Annotated in this window: 14 protein-coding genes; 11 read left to right on the top strand and 3 right to left on the bottom strand. The window is 68.6% G+C overall.

Going from position 1 to position 18,228, the window contains the following annotated elements; translation table 11 throughout:
- Positions 1 to 28 precede the first annotated feature (28 nt).
- Positions 29 to 6,040, top strand: a complete 6,012-nt coding sequence (locus tag QFZ47_RS16635; RefSeq protein WP_307656668.1) for a hybrid sensor histidine kinase/response regulator — start codon at positions 29 to 31, stop codon at positions 6,038 to 6,040.
- A gap of 32 nt (positions 6,041 to 6,072) precedes the next feature.
- Here the strand turns inward: QFZ47_RS16635 and QFZ47_RS16640 are convergent, their stop codons facing one another.
- The gene (locus QFZ47_RS16640) at positions 6,073 to 6,564 is read right to left on the bottom strand and encodes a helix-turn-helix transcriptional regulator (protein WP_307656669.1); all 492 of its coding nucleotides are present in this window, start codon (positions 6,562 to 6,564) and stop codon (positions 6,073 to 6,075) included.
- On the opposite strand from QFZ47_RS16640, the gene QFZ47_RS16645 reads away from it, so the two are divergent.
- Together QFZ47_RS16645 and QFZ47_RS16650 are read left to right on the top strand one after the other, a co-directional pair.
- Positions 6,524 to 6,979: a hypothetical protein gene (locus QFZ47_RS16645; protein WP_307656670.1), complete on the top strand. Its 456-nt coding sequence runs from the start codon at positions 6,524 to 6,526 to the stop codon at positions 6,977 to 6,979. The genes QFZ47_RS16640 and QFZ47_RS16645 overlap by 41 nt on opposite strands.
- A 393-nt stretch (positions 6,980 to 7,372) precedes the next feature.
- Positions 7,373 to 9,028, top strand: a complete 1,656-nt coding sequence (locus QFZ47_RS16650) for a hypothetical protein (RefSeq protein WP_307656671.1) — start codon at positions 7,373 to 7,375, stop codon at positions 9,026 to 9,028.
- A 22-nt stretch (positions 9,029 to 9,050) separates the two neighbouring features.
- On the opposite strand, the gene QFZ47_RS16655 is transcribed toward QFZ47_RS16650, so the two are convergent.
- A complete protein-coding gene (locus QFZ47_RS16655; protein WP_307656673.1) occupies positions 9,051 to 10,598 on the bottom strand; it encodes a cryptochrome/photolyase family protein in 1,548 nt (515 codons plus the stop codon).
- Between QFZ47_RS16655 and QFZ47_RS16660 the strand changes: the two genes are divergently transcribed.
- The 8 genes from QFZ47_RS16660 to QFZ47_RS16695 all read left to right on the top strand — a co-directional run bounded on the left by QFZ47_RS16660 (position 10,599) and on the right by QFZ47_RS16695 (position 17,896).
- Positions 10,599 to 11,198, top strand: a complete 600-nt coding sequence (locus tag QFZ47_RS16660) for a YqgE/AlgH family protein (RefSeq protein ID WP_307656674.1) — start codon at positions 10,599 to 10,601, stop codon at positions 11,196 to 11,198. It abuts the gene before it with no gap.
- 11 nt (positions 11,199 to 11,209) lie between these two features.
- Positions 11,210 to 11,641, top strand: a complete 432-nt coding sequence (gene ruvX / locus QFZ47_RS16665) for a Holliday junction resolvase RuvX (protein ID WP_370880584.1) — start codon at positions 11,210 to 11,212, stop codon at positions 11,639 to 11,641.
- A complete protein-coding gene (gene pyrR / locus QFZ47_RS16670) occupies positions 11,638 to 12,135 on the top strand; it encodes a bifunctional pyr operon transcriptional regulator/uracil phosphoribosyltransferase PyrR (protein ID WP_307656676.1) in 498 nt (165 codons plus the stop codon). Before ruvX ends, pyrR begins: the two co-directional genes overlap by 4 nt.
- The gene (locus tag QFZ47_RS16675) at positions 12,135 to 13,097 is read left to right on the top strand and encodes an aspartate carbamoyltransferase catalytic subunit (protein WP_307656677.1); all 963 of its coding nucleotides are present in this window, start codon (positions 12,135 to 12,137) and stop codon (positions 13,095 to 13,097) included. The genes pyrR and QFZ47_RS16675 overlap by 1 nt, the downstream gene beginning before the upstream one ends.
- Positions 13,094 to 14,377 (top strand): dihydroorotase, encoded by a 1,284-nt coding sequence (locus QFZ47_RS16680; protein ID WP_307656678.1) that lies wholly within the window; start codon positions 13,094 to 13,096, stop codon positions 14,375 to 14,377. The genes QFZ47_RS16675 and QFZ47_RS16680 overlap by 4 nt, the downstream gene beginning before the upstream one ends.
- 139 nt (positions 14,378 to 14,516) lie before the next feature.
- Complete coding sequence (locus tag QFZ47_RS16685) at positions 14,517 to 15,263, top strand: lysophospholipid acyltransferase family protein (RefSeq protein WP_307656679.1); 747 nt, start codon at positions 14,517 to 14,519, stop codon at positions 15,261 to 15,263.
- Between the two features lie 455 nt (positions 15,264 to 15,718).
- Complete coding sequence (locus QFZ47_RS16690; RefSeq protein ID WP_307656680.1) at positions 15,719 to 15,964, top strand: hypothetical protein; 246 nt, start codon at positions 15,719 to 15,721, stop codon at positions 15,962 to 15,964.
- Between the two features lie 246 nt (positions 15,965 to 16,210).
- The gene (locus tag QFZ47_RS16695) at positions 16,211 to 17,896 is read left to right on the top strand and encodes a patatin-like phospholipase family protein (protein WP_307656681.1); all 1,686 of its coding nucleotides are present in this window, start codon (positions 16,211 to 16,213) and stop codon (positions 17,894 to 17,896) included.
- Between the two features lie 52 nt (positions 17,897 to 17,948).
- Here QFZ47_RS16695 and QFZ47_RS16700 read toward each other — a convergent pair whose 3' ends face one another.
- The gene (locus QFZ47_RS16700; protein ID WP_307656682.1) at positions 17,949 to 18,221 is read right to left on the bottom strand and encodes a DUF4242 domain-containing protein; all 273 of its coding nucleotides are present in this window, start codon (positions 18,219 to 18,221) and stop codon (positions 17,949 to 17,951) included.
- Positions 18,222 to 18,228: the final 7 nt, after the last annotated feature.

The raw sequence follows: 18,228 nt of genomic DNA on the forward strand, positions 1-18,228 counted from the left end.
TGACAGATAAGAACGGCGAGCATTCAACGTGTCGACTCAAACCCCTGCCACGGCCCCCCTCGCTGGCAACGTGCCGGCCACCGAAGACCTTGGGCCGCTGGCCTGGGTTCTGGGAGAAATCCAGAAATCCCTCGACAGCGTCGGCAAGTCGCTGCGGCGCTTCGTGCGCGACGTGGGCAATGCATCGGAACTCGAAACCGGGCCGCTGCAAGTGGCCCGCCAGCAGTTGCACCAATCGGTCGGTGCGCTGCAGATGGTGGGCAACAACGCGCCCGCGCTGGTGCTCGGCGCCATCGAATTCGCGGTGCAGGGCTTCATTGCCGAGCCGCAGCGCTGCACCGACAGCGCCGTCTCGAAGATCGAGCGCGCCGGCTTTGCCGTCACCGATTTCCTCAACGCGCTCCTGGCCGGCAAGGCCGTGTCGTCGGTCGCGCTGTTCCCGCAATACCGCGACGTGCTCGAACTGGTCGGCAACGAGCGCGTTCATCCGGCGGATCTGTGGAGCATTGCCTGGCGCTGGGTCGAAGTGCGCCCCGCGCTGACGCAGGCCGCCGTGTCCTATGACCCGGCCGTGCGTTCGCGGCTCGACCGCGAGGTGCTGCAACTGGTCAAGACCGGCGATCCGCAGGCCGCCCAGCGGCTGCAGGCGCTGTGCCTGGGGCTCGGGCGCGGTGCGCTGCTGCCCCGCGTCGCCAGCTTCTGGACCCTGGCCGCGGGCTTCTTCGAGGCCCTGGCGCTGTCGCTGATTCCCGCCGATTCCTACGTGAAGCGCGCCGCTTCGCGCGTGCTGCTGCAGTACGCCACCTTGGCGCGCGGCGACAGCGCGGTGTCCGACCGCCTGGGCCAGGACCTGCTGTTCTTCTGCGCCCAGGCCGCGCCCGGCGCGCAGGACGAAGCCGCCACCCTGCGCACCGTGCGCGCCGCCTGGGCCGTGGCCGGCGAGCGGCAGGTCGACTACACGGTCGAGCAGTTCGGCCGCTACGACCCGCTGGTGCTGGCGCAGGCGCGCAAGCGCATCGAAACCGCCAAGGAAATGTGGTCGGCCCTTTCGGGCGGCGACATCACCCGCACGCGCCAGGTGGCCGACACCTTCGCGCAGCTGGGCGAGTCGCTGCAGAAGCTGCATCCGCCCATCCTGCCGATGGTGGAGGCGCTCACGCATGCGGTCGATGCTTCCGTGCGCTCCGGCCAGGCGCCCGATACCGAGCTGGCGATGGAAGTCGCCACCTCGGTGCTCTACCTGGAAGCCGCGCTCGAAGACCTGGACCCGAGCGATCCGCAGCTCACCTCCCGCACCCTGCAGCTGGCCGGCCGCATCGAGCGCGTGCGCGCGGGCGGGCATTCGGAGCCGCTCGAGCCCTGGATGGAGGACCTGTACCGCCGCGTGAGCGATCGCCAGACCATGGGCACCGTGGTCGACGAGCTGCGCAGCCACCTGAGCGAGCTCGAGAAATCGCTCGACCAGTATTTCCGCCGGCCCGCCGAGAAGGGCCTGCTGCGCACCGTGCCGAGCCAGCTGCTGCAGATGCGCGGCGTGTTCTCCGTGCTGGGGCTCGACCAGGCCGCCAGCACCGTGCAGCGCATGCGCGACGACGTCGAACAGATGCTGGTGGGCAACGCATCGCCGGTCGAGGAGATGCACAGCTTCGACGCGCTCGGCAACAACCTGGGCGCGCTCGGCTTCCTGATCGACATGCTGGGCTACCAGCCGGCGCTGGCCAAGCGCCTGTTCGTGTTCGATGCCGATGCCGGCGAACTCAAGCCGCTGATGGGCCGCCAGGCCGCCGATGGCGCCGCTGCGGATGCCGCGGCCCCGGGCGCCGCGCCCGCAGCCGCCGAAGCAGTGCTCAGCATCGAGGAGGTCGACGCCCAGATCGCCTCCAAGCTCGCCGCGCTCGCCACGCCCAACCGCAAGGCGAAGGTCTCGCCCATCGAGGAATTCAGCCGCAAGGCCGACAGCTGGACCCACAAGATCGCCGGTCCCGCGGCCCTGCCCGATACCGAGGTGACCGAGCTCGAAGAAGACGACCTGCAGAACATCTTCCTGGACGAAGCCCGCGAAGTGGTGCAGAACGGCCTGGCCGCCATCGACGAACTCGGCAGCCACCCCGGCGACACCGAGGAACTCACCATCCTGCGGCGCGCGTTCCACACCCTCAAGGGCAGCTCGCGCATGGTCGGCCTGACCGACTTCGGCGACGCCGCCTGGTCCTTCGAGCAGGTGCTCAACACCTGGCTGGCCGACCAGCGCGCCGCCACGCCCGACCTGCTCACCGGCACCGGCAAGGCGCTCGAGGAGTTCAGCCAGTGGGTCGAGGCCATTGCCTCCGGCGCCCGGCACGGCTGGCAGTCGGCGCATTTCAGCCGCGTGGCCAATGCCCTGCTGGCGGGCGAACCCGTGCCCACCGCTGTGGCGTGGGTGGCCGATGCCGACGCCCTGGCCGTGGCCGCGCGCCACATTGCCGCGGAGCCGCCGCCGGCCGCTCCCGCGCCGATGCCGGAACTCCCCGCACTGCCGGAGTTGCCAGACCTGTCGTTCGCGCCCGCGGCGCCGGTGGCGGCAGCTCCCGCCGCAGAGCTGGAACTGCCGTCCCAGCTGCCGGCGGAAGCTGCAAAGCCCGAAGCCGACGACGACTTCGCATCGACCGATTTCCTCGACTTCGAATCCAGGCCGACGCCGGCCGCCGAACCGCTGGAGACCCTGGCCGACAGCGCTGATTTCGATTTCCTGGCGCCCGCAAAGGCCCAGCCGCCGGTCCAATCCATCGCTCGATTCACGGCAGAACCCGCCGGCGAGTCCACGCCCGAAATCGCCACGCCCGAATCGCCGACCCTGGACGGGCTGCCCGACCTCGACTGGACGACCGAAGTCGTGCCGGCGAGCGCGGACGAGCCCGTGACGCTTGCCGAGGAACCGGCACCAGTGCCCGCGGAAGAGCCCGCTGCGGTGCCGGCAGAAGAACCCGTGGCCGCCCCGGCCTTGCTGCTGGAGGCTGAAGAATCCGCGGCTGACGAAGCACCGCCCGCGGCTGTGGAGCCCGCGCCCGCGCCCCTCGCCGCCGAAGAAACCACCGAAGCAGCCGCTGCCTCCGGTGCCGAAGACCAGGTCAAGGTCATCGGGCCGCTGCGCATCGGCATTGCGCTCTACAACGTCTACCTGAACGAGGCCGACGAGTGGTCCAGGCAGCTCGCCACCGAAGTGGGCGAGTGGGCGCTCGAATCGCACGAGCGGCTGTCCGACTCGGCCATTGCCCTGGCGCATTCGCTGGCCGGCAGTTCCGCCACCGTGGGCTTCCACAGCCTGTCGGGCATGGCCCGCCTGCTCGAAGCCGCGCTGCAGCATCTGCAGATGCAGGGCAGCGGCTCGCGCGAGCAGGGCGTGGTGCTGGTGGCCGCAGCCGACGAGTTGCGCCGCCTGCTGCACCAGTTTGCGGTCGGTTTCCTGCGCGAGCCGTCCGAAGGCACGCTGCAGGCGCTGCGCGACATCGCCGCCGCGCCCATGCCGGCCGAAGCCGCCGCGCGCATTGAAACCCGGCCGCTCCAGCACCTGGTGGCGCAGGGCAGCGTGGCCGACGTGGCGCTGGACGATTCCGAAGACGCAATCGACATGGTCGATGCGGTCGACGTCGACCTGTTCCCGATCTTCGAGGAAGAGGCGGCGGAGCTGCTGCCCCAGCTGGGCGAGGCGCTGCGCCAGTGGGCGCACCACCCCGACGACAGCGCGCCCCGCGCCTCGGTGCTGCGCACGCTGCACACGCTCAAGGGCAGCGCCCGGCTGGCCGGCGCCATGCGCCTTGGCGAGCGCGCGCACCGCATGGAGTCCGAGATCGAAGTGCTGGGCACCCAGGGCGGCGCCGACCGGGTCGAAATCGAAAAGCTGCTCACGCGCCTCGATGCGTTGCAGGCCACCTTCGACGCCCTGCGCGCCGCCGACGATGCCACGCAGGCCGAAGTGGCCCAGCTGGTGGCGACGGCATCGGTGACCTCGCCTGGCGTCCAGCTGGTGCAGGTTCCTGCCGAGTCGGGCGTGTCCGCCAACGACGAGACACTGGCCGCCGGCGAGGAGGACGCCAGCCCGGCAGCGGAAGCCGCCGCCGCGCCATCGCTGCTGCCGCGGCCCGCCCCCGCGCTGCTGGTGCCGCTGCGTGCGGTGTCGAGCCAGGCCGTGCGCATCCGCACCCAACTGCTCGACCGCCTGGTGGCGCAGACCGGCGAGGTCATCATCACGCGCTCGCGCCTCGAGGCCGAGCTAGGCCAGCTGCGCGGCTCGCTCTCCGACCTCACGGGCAATCTCGACCGCCTGCGCCAGCAGTTGCGCGACATCGAGGTGCAGGCCGAAAGCCAGATGCAATCGCGCCTGGCGCAAGCCAAGGATTCGCAGCAGAGCTTCGACCCGCTCGAATTCGACCGCTTCACCCGCGTGCAGGAACTCACGCGCATGATGGCCGAGTCGGTGAACGACGTGGCCACCGTGCAACGCACGCTGCAAAAGACGGTGCAGGCCACGGAAGACGATCTCAGCGTGCAGGCGCGCCAGACGCGCGAACTGCAGCGCGGCCTGCTGCGCACGCGCATGGTGGAGTTCGAGGGCATTTCCGACCGCCTCTACCGCGTGGTGCGCCAGGCATCGAAAGACACCGGCAAGCAGGTGCGCCTGGACATCATCGGCGGCTCCATCGAAATGGACCGCGGCGTGCTCGACCGCATGACGCCCGCCTTCGAGCACCTGCTGCGCAATTGCGTGGCGCACGGCATCGAGGACCCGGCCGCGCGTGAAAAAGCCGGCAAGGACGCCAACGGCCTGATCGTGATCGACCTGCACCACGAGGGCAACGACGTCTCGGTGAGCTTCCGCGACGACGGCGCGGGCCTCGACCACGGCCGCATCGCCGAGCGCGCCCGCACGCTCGGTCTGCTCGCGCCCGGCCAGGAACTGACGCCCGAGGAAGCCACCGAGCTGATCTTCAAGCCCGGCTTCTCGACCGCCGGACAGGTGTCCGAGCTGGCCGGCCGCGGCATCGGCATGGACGTGGTGCGCGCGCAGATCGCGGCGCTCGGCGGCCGCATCGAGACGCACAGCGCTGCAGGCCAGGGCACCACCTTCAAGCTGGTGCTGCCGCTCACCACCGCGGTGACGCACGTGGTGATGCTGCGCGCCGGCGAGGTGTCGATCGGCGTGCCGTCGAACCTGGTCGAGCTGGTGCAGCGCGTGAGCAGCACCGAGCTCGAAGCCGCCTACCTGCACAACAGCCATCCGTTCGGCAGCGAGCAGGTGCCGTTCTACTGGGCCGGCGCATTGCTGCAGGCCTCCGCGCGCAGCGAGCATGCCACGAGCAGGAACAACACCGTCGTGATCGTGCGCAGCGCGGCGCAGCGGGTGGCCCTGCACGTGGACGAAGTGCTGGGCAACCAGGAAGTCGTGGTCAAGAACCTCGGGCCGCAGCTGGCTCGGCTGCCGGGCCTGGCGGGCATCTCGGTGCTGGCTTCGGGCGCGGTGGCGCTCATCTACAACCCGGTGGCCGTGGCTGCGGTGCATGGCGACCAGGCGCGCGAGCGCCAGGCCGCCGCGCTGGTGGCACCGGCGCATGTCGCCGGCGCCGACCAGGGCGCGCCGCGGGAGCCGTTGCCGATGCTGGCCCCCGTGGCGCCGCAGGTGCCGCTGGTGCTGGTGGTCGACGACTCCATCACCGTGCGCCGCGTGACGCAGCGCCTGCTGCAGCGCGAAGGCTATCGCGTGTCGCTCGCGGCCGACGGCCTGCAGGCGCTCGAACGCCTGCAGCAGGAGCGCCCGGCGGTGGTGCTGTCGGACATCGAGATGCCGCGCATGGACGGCTTCGACCTGGCGCGCAACATCCGCGCGGACGACTCGATGGCGGGCCTCCCGATCATCATGATCACCTCGCGCATCGCCGAGAAGCACCGCGACTACGCGCGCACGCTGGGCGTGAACCACTACCTCGGCAAGCCATACTCGGAAGAAGAACTGCTGCGCCTGGTGCGCAGCTACACCAGCGAGCCCGCCGCGCTGGCGGCGGCCTGAGCCGGGGTAGCGAGCGGCCGGCGTCTTGAAGCCTACGGCGCGAGCAGCGCCTTGCGCACCAGGTCGACCTGCCGCGTGCAGCCCATCTTGGCCATCAGCGAGCCGAGCTGGCTGCGCACCGTGTGCACCGACACGCCCTGCGCGCCGGCATGCTGCTTGGGCGACTGGCCCGCGATGAGCGCGGCCAGCACGCGCGCCTCGGCAGGGGTGATGCCGAAGGCGCTGCAGAGGCTGTCGATCGAGGGCGCCGCCTGCGAACGCCCGAGGCGGATGCGTGCCAGCACCAGCACCTCCTCGCCCAGGCTCAGCTGCGGCGCGGCGCGTGCCAGCTCCAGTTCTTGCCGTCCCACCGGTCCACCGCGAATGGGCAGGCACACCCGCTCGCGCGATTGCGCCGCCAGACGCAGGCCGGCTGCCAGCGCCTGCTGCACCTGCGCATCCGGATGCCAGAGCCGCTGGCCGCGCAGGCGCAGCGAGCGGCCCGTGCCGAAGAATTCCTGCGCCCTGGCCGATGCGCGCAGCACGGGTGCCCGTGGGCGTCACCAGCAAGACCGCCTCGCCGAAAGCGTCGAATGCCGATTCGGCGCCACCGAGCCACAACTGGGCGCGTGCATCGCGGCGCGCGAGCGCCTGGCGCAGCGCCTGGGTGACGCGGCGGATGCGCGTGCTGTCGAGCAGCCGGCGCGCATGCGTGGCCGTGCCGCGCTGCACCGTCAGGCCGCCGCGGCGCTGGGGGCCTTGGTCGACGACACATGCCAGCATCTGGCGTGCGCCATGGCGGCACATGAAGTCGGCGTAATAGAGATTCTTCGAGAGAAAGGCCGGCGAGAACATCTCGTGCGTGTCGAACCAGCTTCCCGGCGTCGCGCCGAGGGTCGGCGGAATCAGGATGTCGTGCGCGCAGAAATGCTGCACATATTCGCGCTCGGTGGCCGGTGAAATGTTGACCTGCTGAAAACTCAGCAGCTCGCTGCCGCGTTCCAGCAGGATGAAGGTGGCGCTGTCGCCGCCGACCAGCTGCTGCATGCCCTGCAGCAGGTCGGTCCATGGCGGCTGCGGATCGTCCAGGTGCGCGATGGCATCGAGCGTGCGACGCAGTGCGAGATTCCGGTTCATGTATGCCTCCCTGGCCTGCCGGTTTTTTCCCGCTGCCATGATGCGCGCCCGCGTTGCGGGGTGTCAACGCGGGTAGGGGTAGCTCCTAGCGGCTCGCTGGCCGCCGCGCATCGTGCATTTGCGTGATGTGCCGTGCAGACCGCCCTTCCACACTGTTGAGAACGAAGGTTCGCTTGTCGAGCGGCCTCGGTATTCGACACAACCAGGGAGAAAACCATGCACATCCGATTGACAAAAGCGGCCGTCCCCTCGGCCTGCGCAGGCCTTCTGTTGGCGCTGTCCGCCTGTGGCGGCGGCGGCGGTGGTGGTGGTGGCGGCGGTGGCGGTGGCGGCTTTCCGCCGTTCGGCCCGGGCGGCGCCGGGCCCGGGGCCAACCCGCCGTCATCGCCGGCGCCGGTCACCGTGTCCGGCAAGGTGATGGTGCGCGGCCCGGTGAGCGGGGCGCTGGTCTGCGTGGACCGCAACCGCAACGGCGCCTGCGACGAAGGCGAGCCCGCGGCCGCCAACAAGACCGGCGAGGACGGCGCCTACAGCTTCGCCTACACGCCGGCCGACACAGCCGCTGCGGCCGAGCTTGCCGCCGCACCGCTGCTGGCGCAGGTGGACGGCGGCAATCCCTCGCTACCGGCCTTCTCCAAGCCCTTCACCATGAGCGCGCCTGCCGGCCACCGCGCACAGGTCAATCCGCTGACCACGCTGCTGCAGGCCGGCGTGGCGGCGGGCCTGGCGCCCGAGCGGGCCGAGGCGCTGGTGCTGCTGCAGCTGGGCCTGCCCGAGGCCGCCCAGCTGTACGACTACCAGGGCGTGGCCGTGGCCGACGCCGGCCGGCTCGAGGACAACGCCTTCACCGCCGCGCTGGTCACGGCCGATGCGCTGCACAGCGGGGTGGCGTTGCGCCTGGTCGATCCGGCCACCGTCACGCCGGTGGCCTCGGACCAGCTGGCCCGGCTGGATTTCACGCGCGCCGACCACTACACCGCGCGGACTTATCCAACCGATGGCGTGCCCGACTCCGCCACCGGCAAGCTGAAGCTCACCGACCGGCGCGAAGGCCTGACCAATGGCGTGCCGACCGCACACGACGCGCTCTACGGCGTTGTGCAGCTGGGCGCCAACGGCTGGGTGCGCTGCGACGAGAACGCGGCCTTCACCAGCACCCTTGGCACGCCGAGCCGCAGCGACTATTGCGGCAGCACCTCGCGCAGCCTCGGCCATTCCGCGGTCACCGACATCTCCGGCCGCAAGATGGCCGAGGTGGTGGCCGAGATGCAGGCCGCCGACGGCAACAGCATCTTCGGCGTGGTGCCAGCGGTCGCGTTCGCCAACCCGGATGCCACCTTCCCGGCCGGCTCGCAGCTGCGCTACCGCCGCGGCGTGGACCTGGCGCAGCCCTACTCGATCAATCTGGCCAATCCCGGCCAGACGACAAGCTTCACGACGCTGGAGGCGTTGATCGCGGCCTTCCCGGCCTCGGGCGCCACTCTTCCGGCCGGAACGGGCACCATCAGCCTGGGAGTGCTGAACGAACAGCAGACGCGCCTCTTGCGTGCGGCCTTCACCGGCGCCGGCACGGTGCAGTACTACGCCTGCAACTTCGATTCCGTCACCAGCGCGTACGACACCTGCGCGGCCGCCGAAACCGGCACGGTAGAGATCCGCACCGAGGGCGGGGCGCGCGTGCTGGCCTTCAGCGGCGGCCATCCGCCGAGCGGCGTGGGATCGCTGCGCACCTATGGCGAGTACGACGGCAAGGTCTATGTCGTGCGCGGAACCAAGTCCGACGCCCGATACAACGCCAACACCGCGCGCCGCATCAACGGCGTGGCCTGGGAGGCGATGAAGCCCCAGTTGGGCATCAGGAGCGGGGTATGACGCGGATGAGGCCGGGGCACACTCAAGGGGCGCTCCGACGCCGGCGCGGAGATCGTGCTGACGCGCCGCTGAGCGCAGGCTGGTCCGCGCTGCGCACCGCCGCGTAGCGCCGCAGCGTCTGCTCGCGCGCCTCGGCATGGTCGACCACCGGCCTGGGGTAGGTCTCGCCGAGCTTGATGCCGGCGGCCTCCAGTTCCACCGGCGAGGCCATCCAGGGCGCGTGGATCGCGGCATTCGACAGCCCTGCGAGCTGCGGCAGGTAGCGCCGGATGAACTTGCCTTCCGGGTCGAAGCGCTCGCTCTGCGTCACCGGGTTGAAGATGCGGAACCAGGGCTGCGCGTCGCAGCCACTGGAGCTGGCCCATTGCCAGTTGCCGTTGTTCGAAGCCAGCTCGAAGTCGTTCAGGTGCAGCGCAAAGTAGCGCTCGCCGCGCCGCCAGTCCAGCCCCAGGTCCTTGCAGAGGAAGCTGGCCACCACCATGCGAAGGCGGTTGTGCATGTAGCCGCTCTGGTTGATCTGCAGCATGGCGGCGTCCACCAGCGGGTAGCCCGTGCGGCCCTGGCACCAGGCCTCGAACAGCTGGTCGGCATGCTTGCCGTGGTGCCATTGGATCTTGTCGTACTCGGGGCGGAAGCTCTTCGATTCGCCGCCCGAATGCACGTGCGGAAAGTGCGCGAGGATCTGGAAATGGAACTCGCGCCAGATCAGCTCGCCAAGCCAGCTGGCCGCGCCCGCATCGCCCTGCAGGAAGAGCTGGTGCGCGATTCCCGCCAGCTGCCGGATCGACACCGTGCCGAAGCGCAGGTGCACGCCCAGGTAGCTCGGGCCCCGCACCGCCGGAAAATTGCGCGCCACGTCGTAGCGGTCGATGCGCTGGAAAAAATCCTCGAACAGCGCGGCGGCGCCCTGGCTGCCGGTGGGAATGTCGAGCTCGGAGAGATTGCTCCTGCCAAAGCCGATGTCCTCGAGCGAAGGCACCGGCGCCCTATAAGCCTCGGGTGGCGGCGCCAGCGCGTCGGCATGGCTGCGAACCGGGTAGGGCTTCAGAAAGAAGGCGTCGACCTTGGCGAGCCAGGCCCGCTTGTAGGGTGTGAACACCGTGTAAGGCTGGCCTGTTTTTGTGAGCACCTCGTCGCGCTCGAAGACAGTGGAGTCCTTGCAGGTATGGAAGCTCACGCCCGCGTTGGCCAGCGCACCCAGCACCTGGGCGTCGCGCGCCAGCGAATCGGGCTCGTCGTCGCGGTTGGCGAAAACGGCCTGCACATCCAGCGCCTGCGCAAGCGCGGGGATCTCCTCGATGGCGGCGGCGTGCCGCACGATGAGCCCGCCGCTCAGCGCCCGCAGTTCTTCGTCGAGCTCCGCCAGCGATTCGCGGATGAACTCCACGCGCCGGTCGACCCGGGGCAGCGGGTCCAGGATCGCCCGGTCGAACACGAAAACGCACACCACCTGCCGGCAGGCCCGAAGCGCGTGATAGAGGGCCGCGTTGTCGTCCACGCGCAGGTCGCGGCGAAACCACATGAGCCCTTTGGGATAGGTCTTGTCGACGGCCAGTAAAATCGGCGGCATATGGCTGCCGATTCTGCCCCGATGAACCTCACGCATCACTTTCTGATCGCGATGCCGGGGATGGAAGATAAAACTTTCAACCGCAGCGTCGTCTACCTCTGCGAACACAGCGAGCGCGGCGCGCTCGGGCTGGTGATCAACAAGCCCAGCGACATCAACCTGAAGGTGCTGTTCGAGAAGATCGAACTCCACCTGTCGCGTCCCGAACTCGGCGACGCACCCGTTTTCCAGGGCGGGCCGGTGCAGACCGAGCGCGGCTTCGTGCTGCACGAGCCGGTGTTCACCCATGCCGAGAAGCCCGAGGAATCGGTCTACGCCTCGACCATGACCATTCCCGGCGGCCTCGAAATGACCACCTCCAAGGACGTGCTCGAAGCGCTGGCCACCGGCGCCGGGCCGCGCAAGGTGCTGGTTTCTCTCGGCTATTCGGCCTGGGGCGAGGGGCAACTCGAATCGGAGCTGGCCGAGAACAGCTGGCTCACCGTGAGCGCTGACCCGGCCGTGATCTTCGATACGCCGGTCGAGCAGCGCTACGACAGGGCGCTGCTGCTGCTGGGCCTGGAAGCCTGGAAACTGTCGCCGGAAGCGGGACACGCGTGATGGCCGCTGCCATGCCAGGCGCTCCCGTTCCCCCTGCTGCTCCCGTTGCCGTTCCTTCCCACTTCCAGAGCTTCCTGGCCTTCGACTTCGGCCTGAAGCGCACCGGCGTCGCCAGCGGCAACCGCCTGCTCGGCGCCGCCACCCCGCAGGCCACCATCAAGGCCGAGGGCGATGCCCGCTTCGCGCAGGTCGAGGCCCGCATCAAGGAATGGCAGCCCGATGCGCTGGTGGTGGGCGTACCCTGGCACCCCGACGGCGCCCCGCACGAGAACACCCGCCGCGCGCAGAAGTTCGCGCGGCAATTGCGTGGCCGTTTCAATCTCCAGGTGTTCGAGGTCGACGAGCGCTACAGCACCACCGAGGCGCTGGCCTCCGGTGCGCGAGATGCCGATGCCGCTTCCGCCTGCATCATCCTGGAGCAATTCCTAAGGAGTCTTCCGTGAGTTCAATACCCGATGCCGAAGTGCTCTACACGAAGCTGCTGGCTGGCGTGAAGACGCTGATGCGCCCCGACACCAAGCTGGTGGGCATCACCTCCGGCGGCGCCTGGCTGGTCGAGCGGCTGCAGAAGGACCTGGGCCTGCCTGGCGCGCCCGGCATCATTTCGTCGGCCATGCACCGCGACGACTTCGCGCGCCGCGGCCTCTCGGCCAGCGCGCAGACCGCGCTGCCCTTCGACGTGAACGGCACCGATGTGCTGCTGCTCGACGACGTGCTCTACACCGGCCGCACCATCCGCGCAGTGCTCAACGAGCTGTTCGACTTCGGCCGCCCAGCCTGCGTGCGGCTCGCGGTGCTGGTGGACCGCGGCGGACGCGAGCTGCCGGTGGCGGCCGATTTCGCGGCCGCAAAGCTCACGCTGCCGGATACGCAGCTGCTCGCATTGGCCCGTGCAGACGACGGTGCCTTCAGCCTCAAGGTGGAGGAAAACAAGTAATGCTCTATAAGCGAAATCCCCAGCTCAACAAGAACGGCGAACTGATCCACCTGCTGTCGATCGAGGGCCTGCCCAAGGACATCGTCACGCACATCCTCGACACCGCCGCCAACTTCACGAGCGTGAGCGACCGCGAGGTGAAGAAGGTGCCGCTCTTGCGCGGCAAGAGCGTGTTCAACCTGTTCTTCGAGAACTCGACGCGCACCCGCACCACCTTCGAGATCGCGGCCAAGCGGCTGTCGGCCGACGTCATCAACCTGGACATCGCGCGCTCCTCGGCCACCAAGGGCGAGTCGCTGCTCGACACCATTGCCAACCTGAGCGCGATGGCGGCCGACCTGTTCGTGGTGCGCCACAGCGAGTCGGGCGCGCCCTACCTGATCGCGCAGCACGTGGCGCCGCACGTGCACGTGGTGAATGCCGGCGACGGCCGCCATGCGCACCCGACGCAGGGGCTGCTCGACATGTACACGATCCGCCACTACAAGAAGGATTTTGCGAACCTCACGGTTGCGATCGTCGGCGACGTGCTGCACTCGCGCGTGGCGCGCTCCGACATCCATGCGCTCACCACGCTCGGCTGCGCCGAGGTGCGCGTGGTCGGCCCCAAGACGCTGGTGCCCGCCGACATGGCCGGCATGGGCGTGCGCGTGTGCCACACGCTCGAAGAGGGCATCAGGGACTGCGACGTGATCATCATGCTGCGCCTGCAGAACGAACGCATGAGCGGTGCGCTGCTGCCCTCGTCGCAGGAGTTCTTCAAGACCTACGGCCTCACGCCCGAGAAGCTGCAGCTGGCCAGGCCCGATGCGATCGTGATGCATCCGGGGCCCATCAACCGCGGCGTGGAAATCGACTCCGCCGTGGTCGACGGAAAGCAGAGCGTGATCCTCCCGCAGGTCACCTTCGGCATCGCGGTCCGCATGGCGGTCATGAGCATCGTCGCAGGTAACGAAGCATGAACATCCATATCACCAACGGCCGCGTGGTCGACCCCGCCTCGGGCACCGACAGGAAAGCTGACATCGCCATTGCCGACGGCAAGATCGCCGGCATCGGTAACACGCCGGCCGGCTTCAAGGCCGAGCGCACCATCGACGCCGCGGGCTGCGTCGTCGCGCCCGGCTTCGTCGACCTGGCCGCGCGCCTGCGCGAGCCCGGCTACGAACACGAAGGCATGCTCGAAAGCGAAATGGCCGCGGCCATTGCGGGCGGCGTCACCAGCCTCGTGTGCCCGCCCGACACCGACCCCGTGCTCGACGAGCCCGGCCTGGTCGAGATGCTCAAGTTCCGCGCCGAGAAGCTGCAGGGCGCCCGGCTCTTTCCGCTCGGCGCGCTCACGCGCAGCCTCGCGGGCGGCGTGCTCACCGAGATGGCCGAACTCACCGAGGCCGGCTGCATCGGCTTCAGCCAGGCCGACGTGCCATTGGCAGACACCCAGGTGCTGCAGCGCGCGCTGCTCTACGCCAGCACTTTCGGCTACACGGTGTGGCTGCGCCCGCAGGACCGCGACCTGGGCAAGGGCGTGGCGGCCAGCGGCCCGCTGGCCACGCGCCTGGGCCTCTCGGGCGTGCCGGTGTCGGCGGAGACCATTGCGATCTTCACCATCGTCGAGCTCATGAAGAGCACCGGTGCGCGCGTGCACCTGTGCCGCATCTCCAGCGCCGCGGGCGTGGCGCTGGTGCGCGCGGCCAAGGCGCAGGGCCTGCCGCTCACCTGCGACGTCAGCATCAATTCGCTGCACCTGGCCGACACCGACATCGGCTTCTTCGACAGCCGCGCGCGCCTGAATCCGCCGCTGCGCCAGCAGGGCGACCGCGATGCGCTCTCGGGCGCGCTGGCCGATGGCACCATCGATGCGCTGGTGTCCGACCACACGCCGGTCGAGGCCGATGCCAAGACGCTGCCCTTTGCCGAAGCCGAACCCGGCGCGACCGGGCTCGAGCTGCTGCTGCCGCTCGCGCTGCAGTGGGGCGACCGCAGCGGCGCGGGCATCGTGCGCGCGCTGGAAGTGATCACTTCCGCCCCGGCGCGGCTGCTGACGGCCGCCGACGCAGGCACCGGCATCGGCCGGCTGGCCGAGGGCGGCGTGGCCGACCTGTGCGTCTTCGATCCGGCGCTCGAATGGCAGGTGCTGCCCGAAGCGCTCAAGAGCCAGGGCAAGCACACGCCGTTCGCGGGCTATCCGCTGCAGGGGCGCGCGCGCCACACGCTGGTTGCAGGCCGCGTGGTCCACGGCTAGAAATGAGCACACCCCCAGTCTTCGCGCACTTCGTGTCGCTATGCCAACCCCCTTGCAGGGGGCAACACCAGCGGCCCGGCAGAGCCGGTTCCGCGGTGTTCCACGAACATGCATTGAAAGCTGAGAGGCTGCGCGCTACATGCTCCATTCACTGAAGGCCTGCTGGCGCCTGCTGCATGCGGTGGGGCACGCGCTGGGGGGCTGGTGGACGATCCGCTTCACCTTTCCCGGCCTTTCGCCGGCGGAGCGCAACCTGCGCGTGCAGCAATGGTCGCTGCGCCTGCTCGGGATCATGGGCATCACGCTCAGGGTGCAGGGCACGCCGCCCGCAGAGGGGCCGGTGCTGCTCATCAGCAATCACCTCTCGTGGCTCGACATCACGGCCATCCACGCCGCCTGCCATGTGCGCTTTGTCTCGAAGGCGGGCGTGAAGCACTGGCCGCTGATCGGCACGCTCTCCACCGGCGCGGGCTCGCTCTACATCGAACGCGAACGCCGCCGCGATGCGCTGCGCGTGGTGCATCACATGACCGAGGCGCTGCGTGGCGGCGACCTGATCGGCGTATTTCCTGAGGGCACGACCAGCGACGGGCGCGGGCTGCTGCCCTTTCATGCCAACCTGCTGCAGGCGGCAATTTCGTCGGATGCACCGGTGCTGCCGGCCGCACTGCGCTTTGCCGATGCGGCCACCGGCGAAACCAGCCAGGCGCCGCGCTACATCGACGACGACAACCTGCTGACCTCGCTCTGGAACACGCTGCGCGCGCCGCCGCTCTTGGCCATCGTGCGCTTCGGCGAGCCGCAGTCCTCGCATGGGCGCGACCGCCGCGCCTGGGCCCAGGCGCTGCATGAAGACGTGCAGCAGCTGCGCCGCGAGACACACTAGCTCTACGGACAGGCGCCGACAAAAAAAGCGCTCCCGAGGGAGCGCTTAACGACGCACGGAGGCGTCGTGAGGAGGAACCGGAATTCGTCGTTCTCTCGTGGAATGGATGCCGAAGACCTTCGGGCCGATGGTGCCCGGGTCTCGTGGCCCGGGCAGGTTTCGACATTGGCTGTGCTCGCGGCCGCTGCTTGCGGGAGAAATCAATTCATGCGCGTGGGCGAGTGCCTACAGGGCCTCGGAAAGCGGGGGCGCACTCGCCGCGCCGGCCGCATGAATACTATGGTTTCCAGATAGGCGCACAGCAACACTACTGCCCGAGGGGCCGTGCAACCGCACCGGCATTCGGCGCCCATAATCCGCCTGCGACCCGCGCCAGAGGCCGCATCGGATACGCGAGGCTCCCCTCCATTCGAGACGAGCCAGCCACATTTTTCTGGCTTTCACGGGATGACATCATGAGCGTATTGCAGATGTTTCTACCGGCGTCCGAACCAGCGCGCAGCGAGGCCCTGGAACTGATACGAAGAACACACCACTTGCCCCGCCACCTCGTGAGAGGCACCGGGCGCAGGGGGCTGGGCGAATCCGGACCGGGCTTGCTGGTCGGGCCGGTGCAAAGCCAGCAACAGGCGTCGTCGCCGCAGGAGATGCAGACAAGGGCTGCGCCGGCAGGAATCGCGAACAAGCTTCAGGTCGAATGAAGGCTATTTGAAATCGGGTGGGGCCGTATTCGATGGAAATCCGGGATTTTTAGGGTGCGCAATTTATTCACCTTTTATATCTTTTGGCTGCCACGGAATTTGGTAGGTGCGTCCGGCAGGTCCTGTTATTTCCAATAGAGTTCAAATGAGGTCCTTCTAATTCAGCGGGATTTCACTTGTAGACAATATTTAATCCGCCAACAGACACTCCGCTCCCCTAATTCGGGGGCAACCAAGGAGTGTTTCGTGGATTCGAATCAACCTGTTTTCACCATCCTCTCATTCGTGGGAGGAGGCATTCGCGGCCTTCTGTCCGCGACCATCCTCCAGCGCCTGGCCGAAAAGCATGACCACGTGCTGAAGAACACGCTGATGCTCGCGGGCTGCTCCACCGGCGCCATCATCGCGAGCGAGTTGCTGGCCGGCAAGACGCCGGGAGATCTCATCGGACTATTCACTTCCCCGAAAGGCGAGATCGCGTTCTACAACGACATGAACGATCAGCCGGACAAGCCCGCGTATCCCATTGCGGACGTGCTCGCCTCCCAGGCCAAACTGCACGGCGATGCGCCCGTGTCGAAAGCGCCGCGCAGCGTGCTGCTGGTTTCGTTCAACGTTGGCGGCCTGGAAACCAGGGACGACGGCCGTGTGGTTCCCAAGCCATGGGACACGCTCATGTTCACCAACATGCTCGGTACCGAGCAGGACAAGATCGACGGCCTCCAGGGAAATGCCGACACGCCGATCGCGATCGCGGCATCGTCCAGCGGCGCGATGCCCGGGCAGCTGGGCTCGGTGCTCGGCAACGTCGACGGCGCCTTCTTCAACCACGACCCGACGGTCGCAGCCATCTGCCTGGCGGTGCGCAACGGCGTGCCACTCGAGAAGATCGTGGCCATCACGATCGGCACGGGCCTGATGCCTGACTGGATCGCCAGCGACACGGCCGAATGGGGCGCGAAACAGTGGATGGATGGCGATGACAATCCGTTCGACAACACCCCGCCTTTTCTCATGAACCAGGCGCGGTCGTCGCCGGTGCTCGACATGTGCCTGAGCGGAACGTCCGCCGAGACGATGCCGCGCCTGGCCAAGATGCTGCTCGGCGACCGGTATGTGAACATCAACCCCCGGCTGCCCTGCTTCATCCCCGAAAACTCGACCAATGCGCAGGCGATCGAATTGCTCCAGCGCCATGGCAACGAGGTGAACATCGATGAAGCCGTCGCCCTCATCGGAAAGTACTGGCACCAGATCACCGGCCCGCTGACCCCCATTGCCCCGCCTCCGCTGGTCCCGCCGCTGGGCCCGAACAGCGCCGTGGCCGCGGCCATCGCGAAGGCGCGCGCTGCCGCGGCGGCCGCAGCGAACGAACCGCCGCCGCCCACGCCCGGCCATGGAGAGTTTTTCTACATCCAGCACAAGGACACAAGGAAGGTGCTCGACATACGTGGCCAGTCCGCGGCGCCGGGGACGCCGGTGATCCTATGGGACAAGAAGCCGGTGGACGACATGACACGGGCAAACCAGCAGTGGGAGTTCGTTCCCGCGGCCGGGGAGCCGGGCTGGTGGTACCTGCAGACCGCCATGCAAGGCGATTTGGTGCTGACCCTCGGAGATTCGGTCGGCGCCGCGCCGCAGCTGAACATGCAAGCCAAGTCGGAGGCGGCCAAGGCGCGTCAGCTGTGGAGCCTGATCTCGACGGAAGACATCGGATGGTGGTTCATCCAGTGCAAGGCCCAGCTCACCTTGAGCGAGTACAGCAACCCCGACTCCGTGGTCCCCGCCGTGATCGGTGCCGCTGACGAGGGCCAGCCCTACAAGGTGGCGGTGGGCCTTTCGCTCGACTATGCGAAGGACGGCCCGATGTCCTGGGGCTTCCTTCGCCTGGACGACGCCCTGTCTGCGGCATCGCCCGAGCGCAACGCTTGAATCGGGGCGCGGCAGAGGAGGATGGCAGATCGTCCTCGCCGCCGCGCTCGCTTCACTCGGCCGTGGCCGGGTCGATCACGCTGTACACCCGGTCCACCCGGTCGGCCGGAAAGCCGCCGAGCTCCGCATGCCTGCGCACCAGCGCCTCGTCGGTGGCCTGGTAGATGCAGTAGATCCGGTCGTCGGTCACGTAGCTGTGGACCCACTGGATCTCGGGGCCCATGCTGCCCAGCACGCCGCAAGACTTCTGCGAGATGGCTTTCAGGTCTGCCGGCGTGAACTTGCCGGCGCCGGGGATGTGCCGTTCGATGAGGAATTTGGGCATGGCGATA

This window comes from Variovorax paradoxus (assembly GCF_030815975.1).
GTDB lineage: Bacteria > Pseudomonadota > Gammaproteobacteria > Burkholderiales > Burkholderiaceae_C > Variovorax > Variovorax paradoxus_N.

What these genes read in the sequence shown, in the direction of transcription:
- QFZ47_RS16650 (WP_307656671.1), top strand. Translation starts at nt 7,373, where the DNA reads ATGCACATCCGATTGACAAAAGCGGCCGTCCCCTCGGCCTGCGCAGGC.
- QFZ47_RS16655 (WP_307656673.1), bottom strand. Translation starts at nt 10,598, where the DNA reads ATGCCGCCGATTTTACTGGCCGTCGACAAGACCTATCCCAAAGGGCTC.
- QFZ47_RS16660 (WP_307656674.1), top strand. Translation starts at nt 10,599, where the DNA reads ATGGCTGCCGATTCTGCCCCGATGAACCTCACGCATCACTTTCTGATC.
- ruvX (WP_370880584.1), top strand. Translation starts at nt 11,210, where the DNA reads ATGCCAGGCGCTCCCGTTCCCCCTGCTGCTCCCGTTGCCGTTCCTTCC.
- QFZ47_RS16675 (WP_307656677.1), top strand. Translation starts at nt 12,135, where the DNA reads ATGCTCTATAAGCGAAATCCCCAGCTCAACAAGAACGGCGAACTGATC.
- QFZ47_RS16680 (WP_307656678.1), top strand. Translation starts at nt 13,094, where the DNA reads ATGAACATCCATATCACCAACGGCCGCGTGGTCGACCCCGCCTCGGGC.
- QFZ47_RS16685 (WP_307656679.1), top strand. Translation starts at nt 14,517, where the DNA reads ATGCTCCATTCACTGAAGGCCTGCTGGCGCCTGCTGCATGCGGTGGGG.
- QFZ47_RS16690 (WP_307656680.1), top strand. Translation starts at nt 15,719, where the DNA reads ATGAGCGTATTGCAGATGTTTCTACCGGCGTCCGAACCAGCGCGCAGC.
- QFZ47_RS16700 (WP_307656682.1), bottom strand. Translation starts at nt 18,221, where the DNA reads ATGCCCAAATTCCTCATCGAACGGCACATCCCCGGCGCCGGCAAGTTC.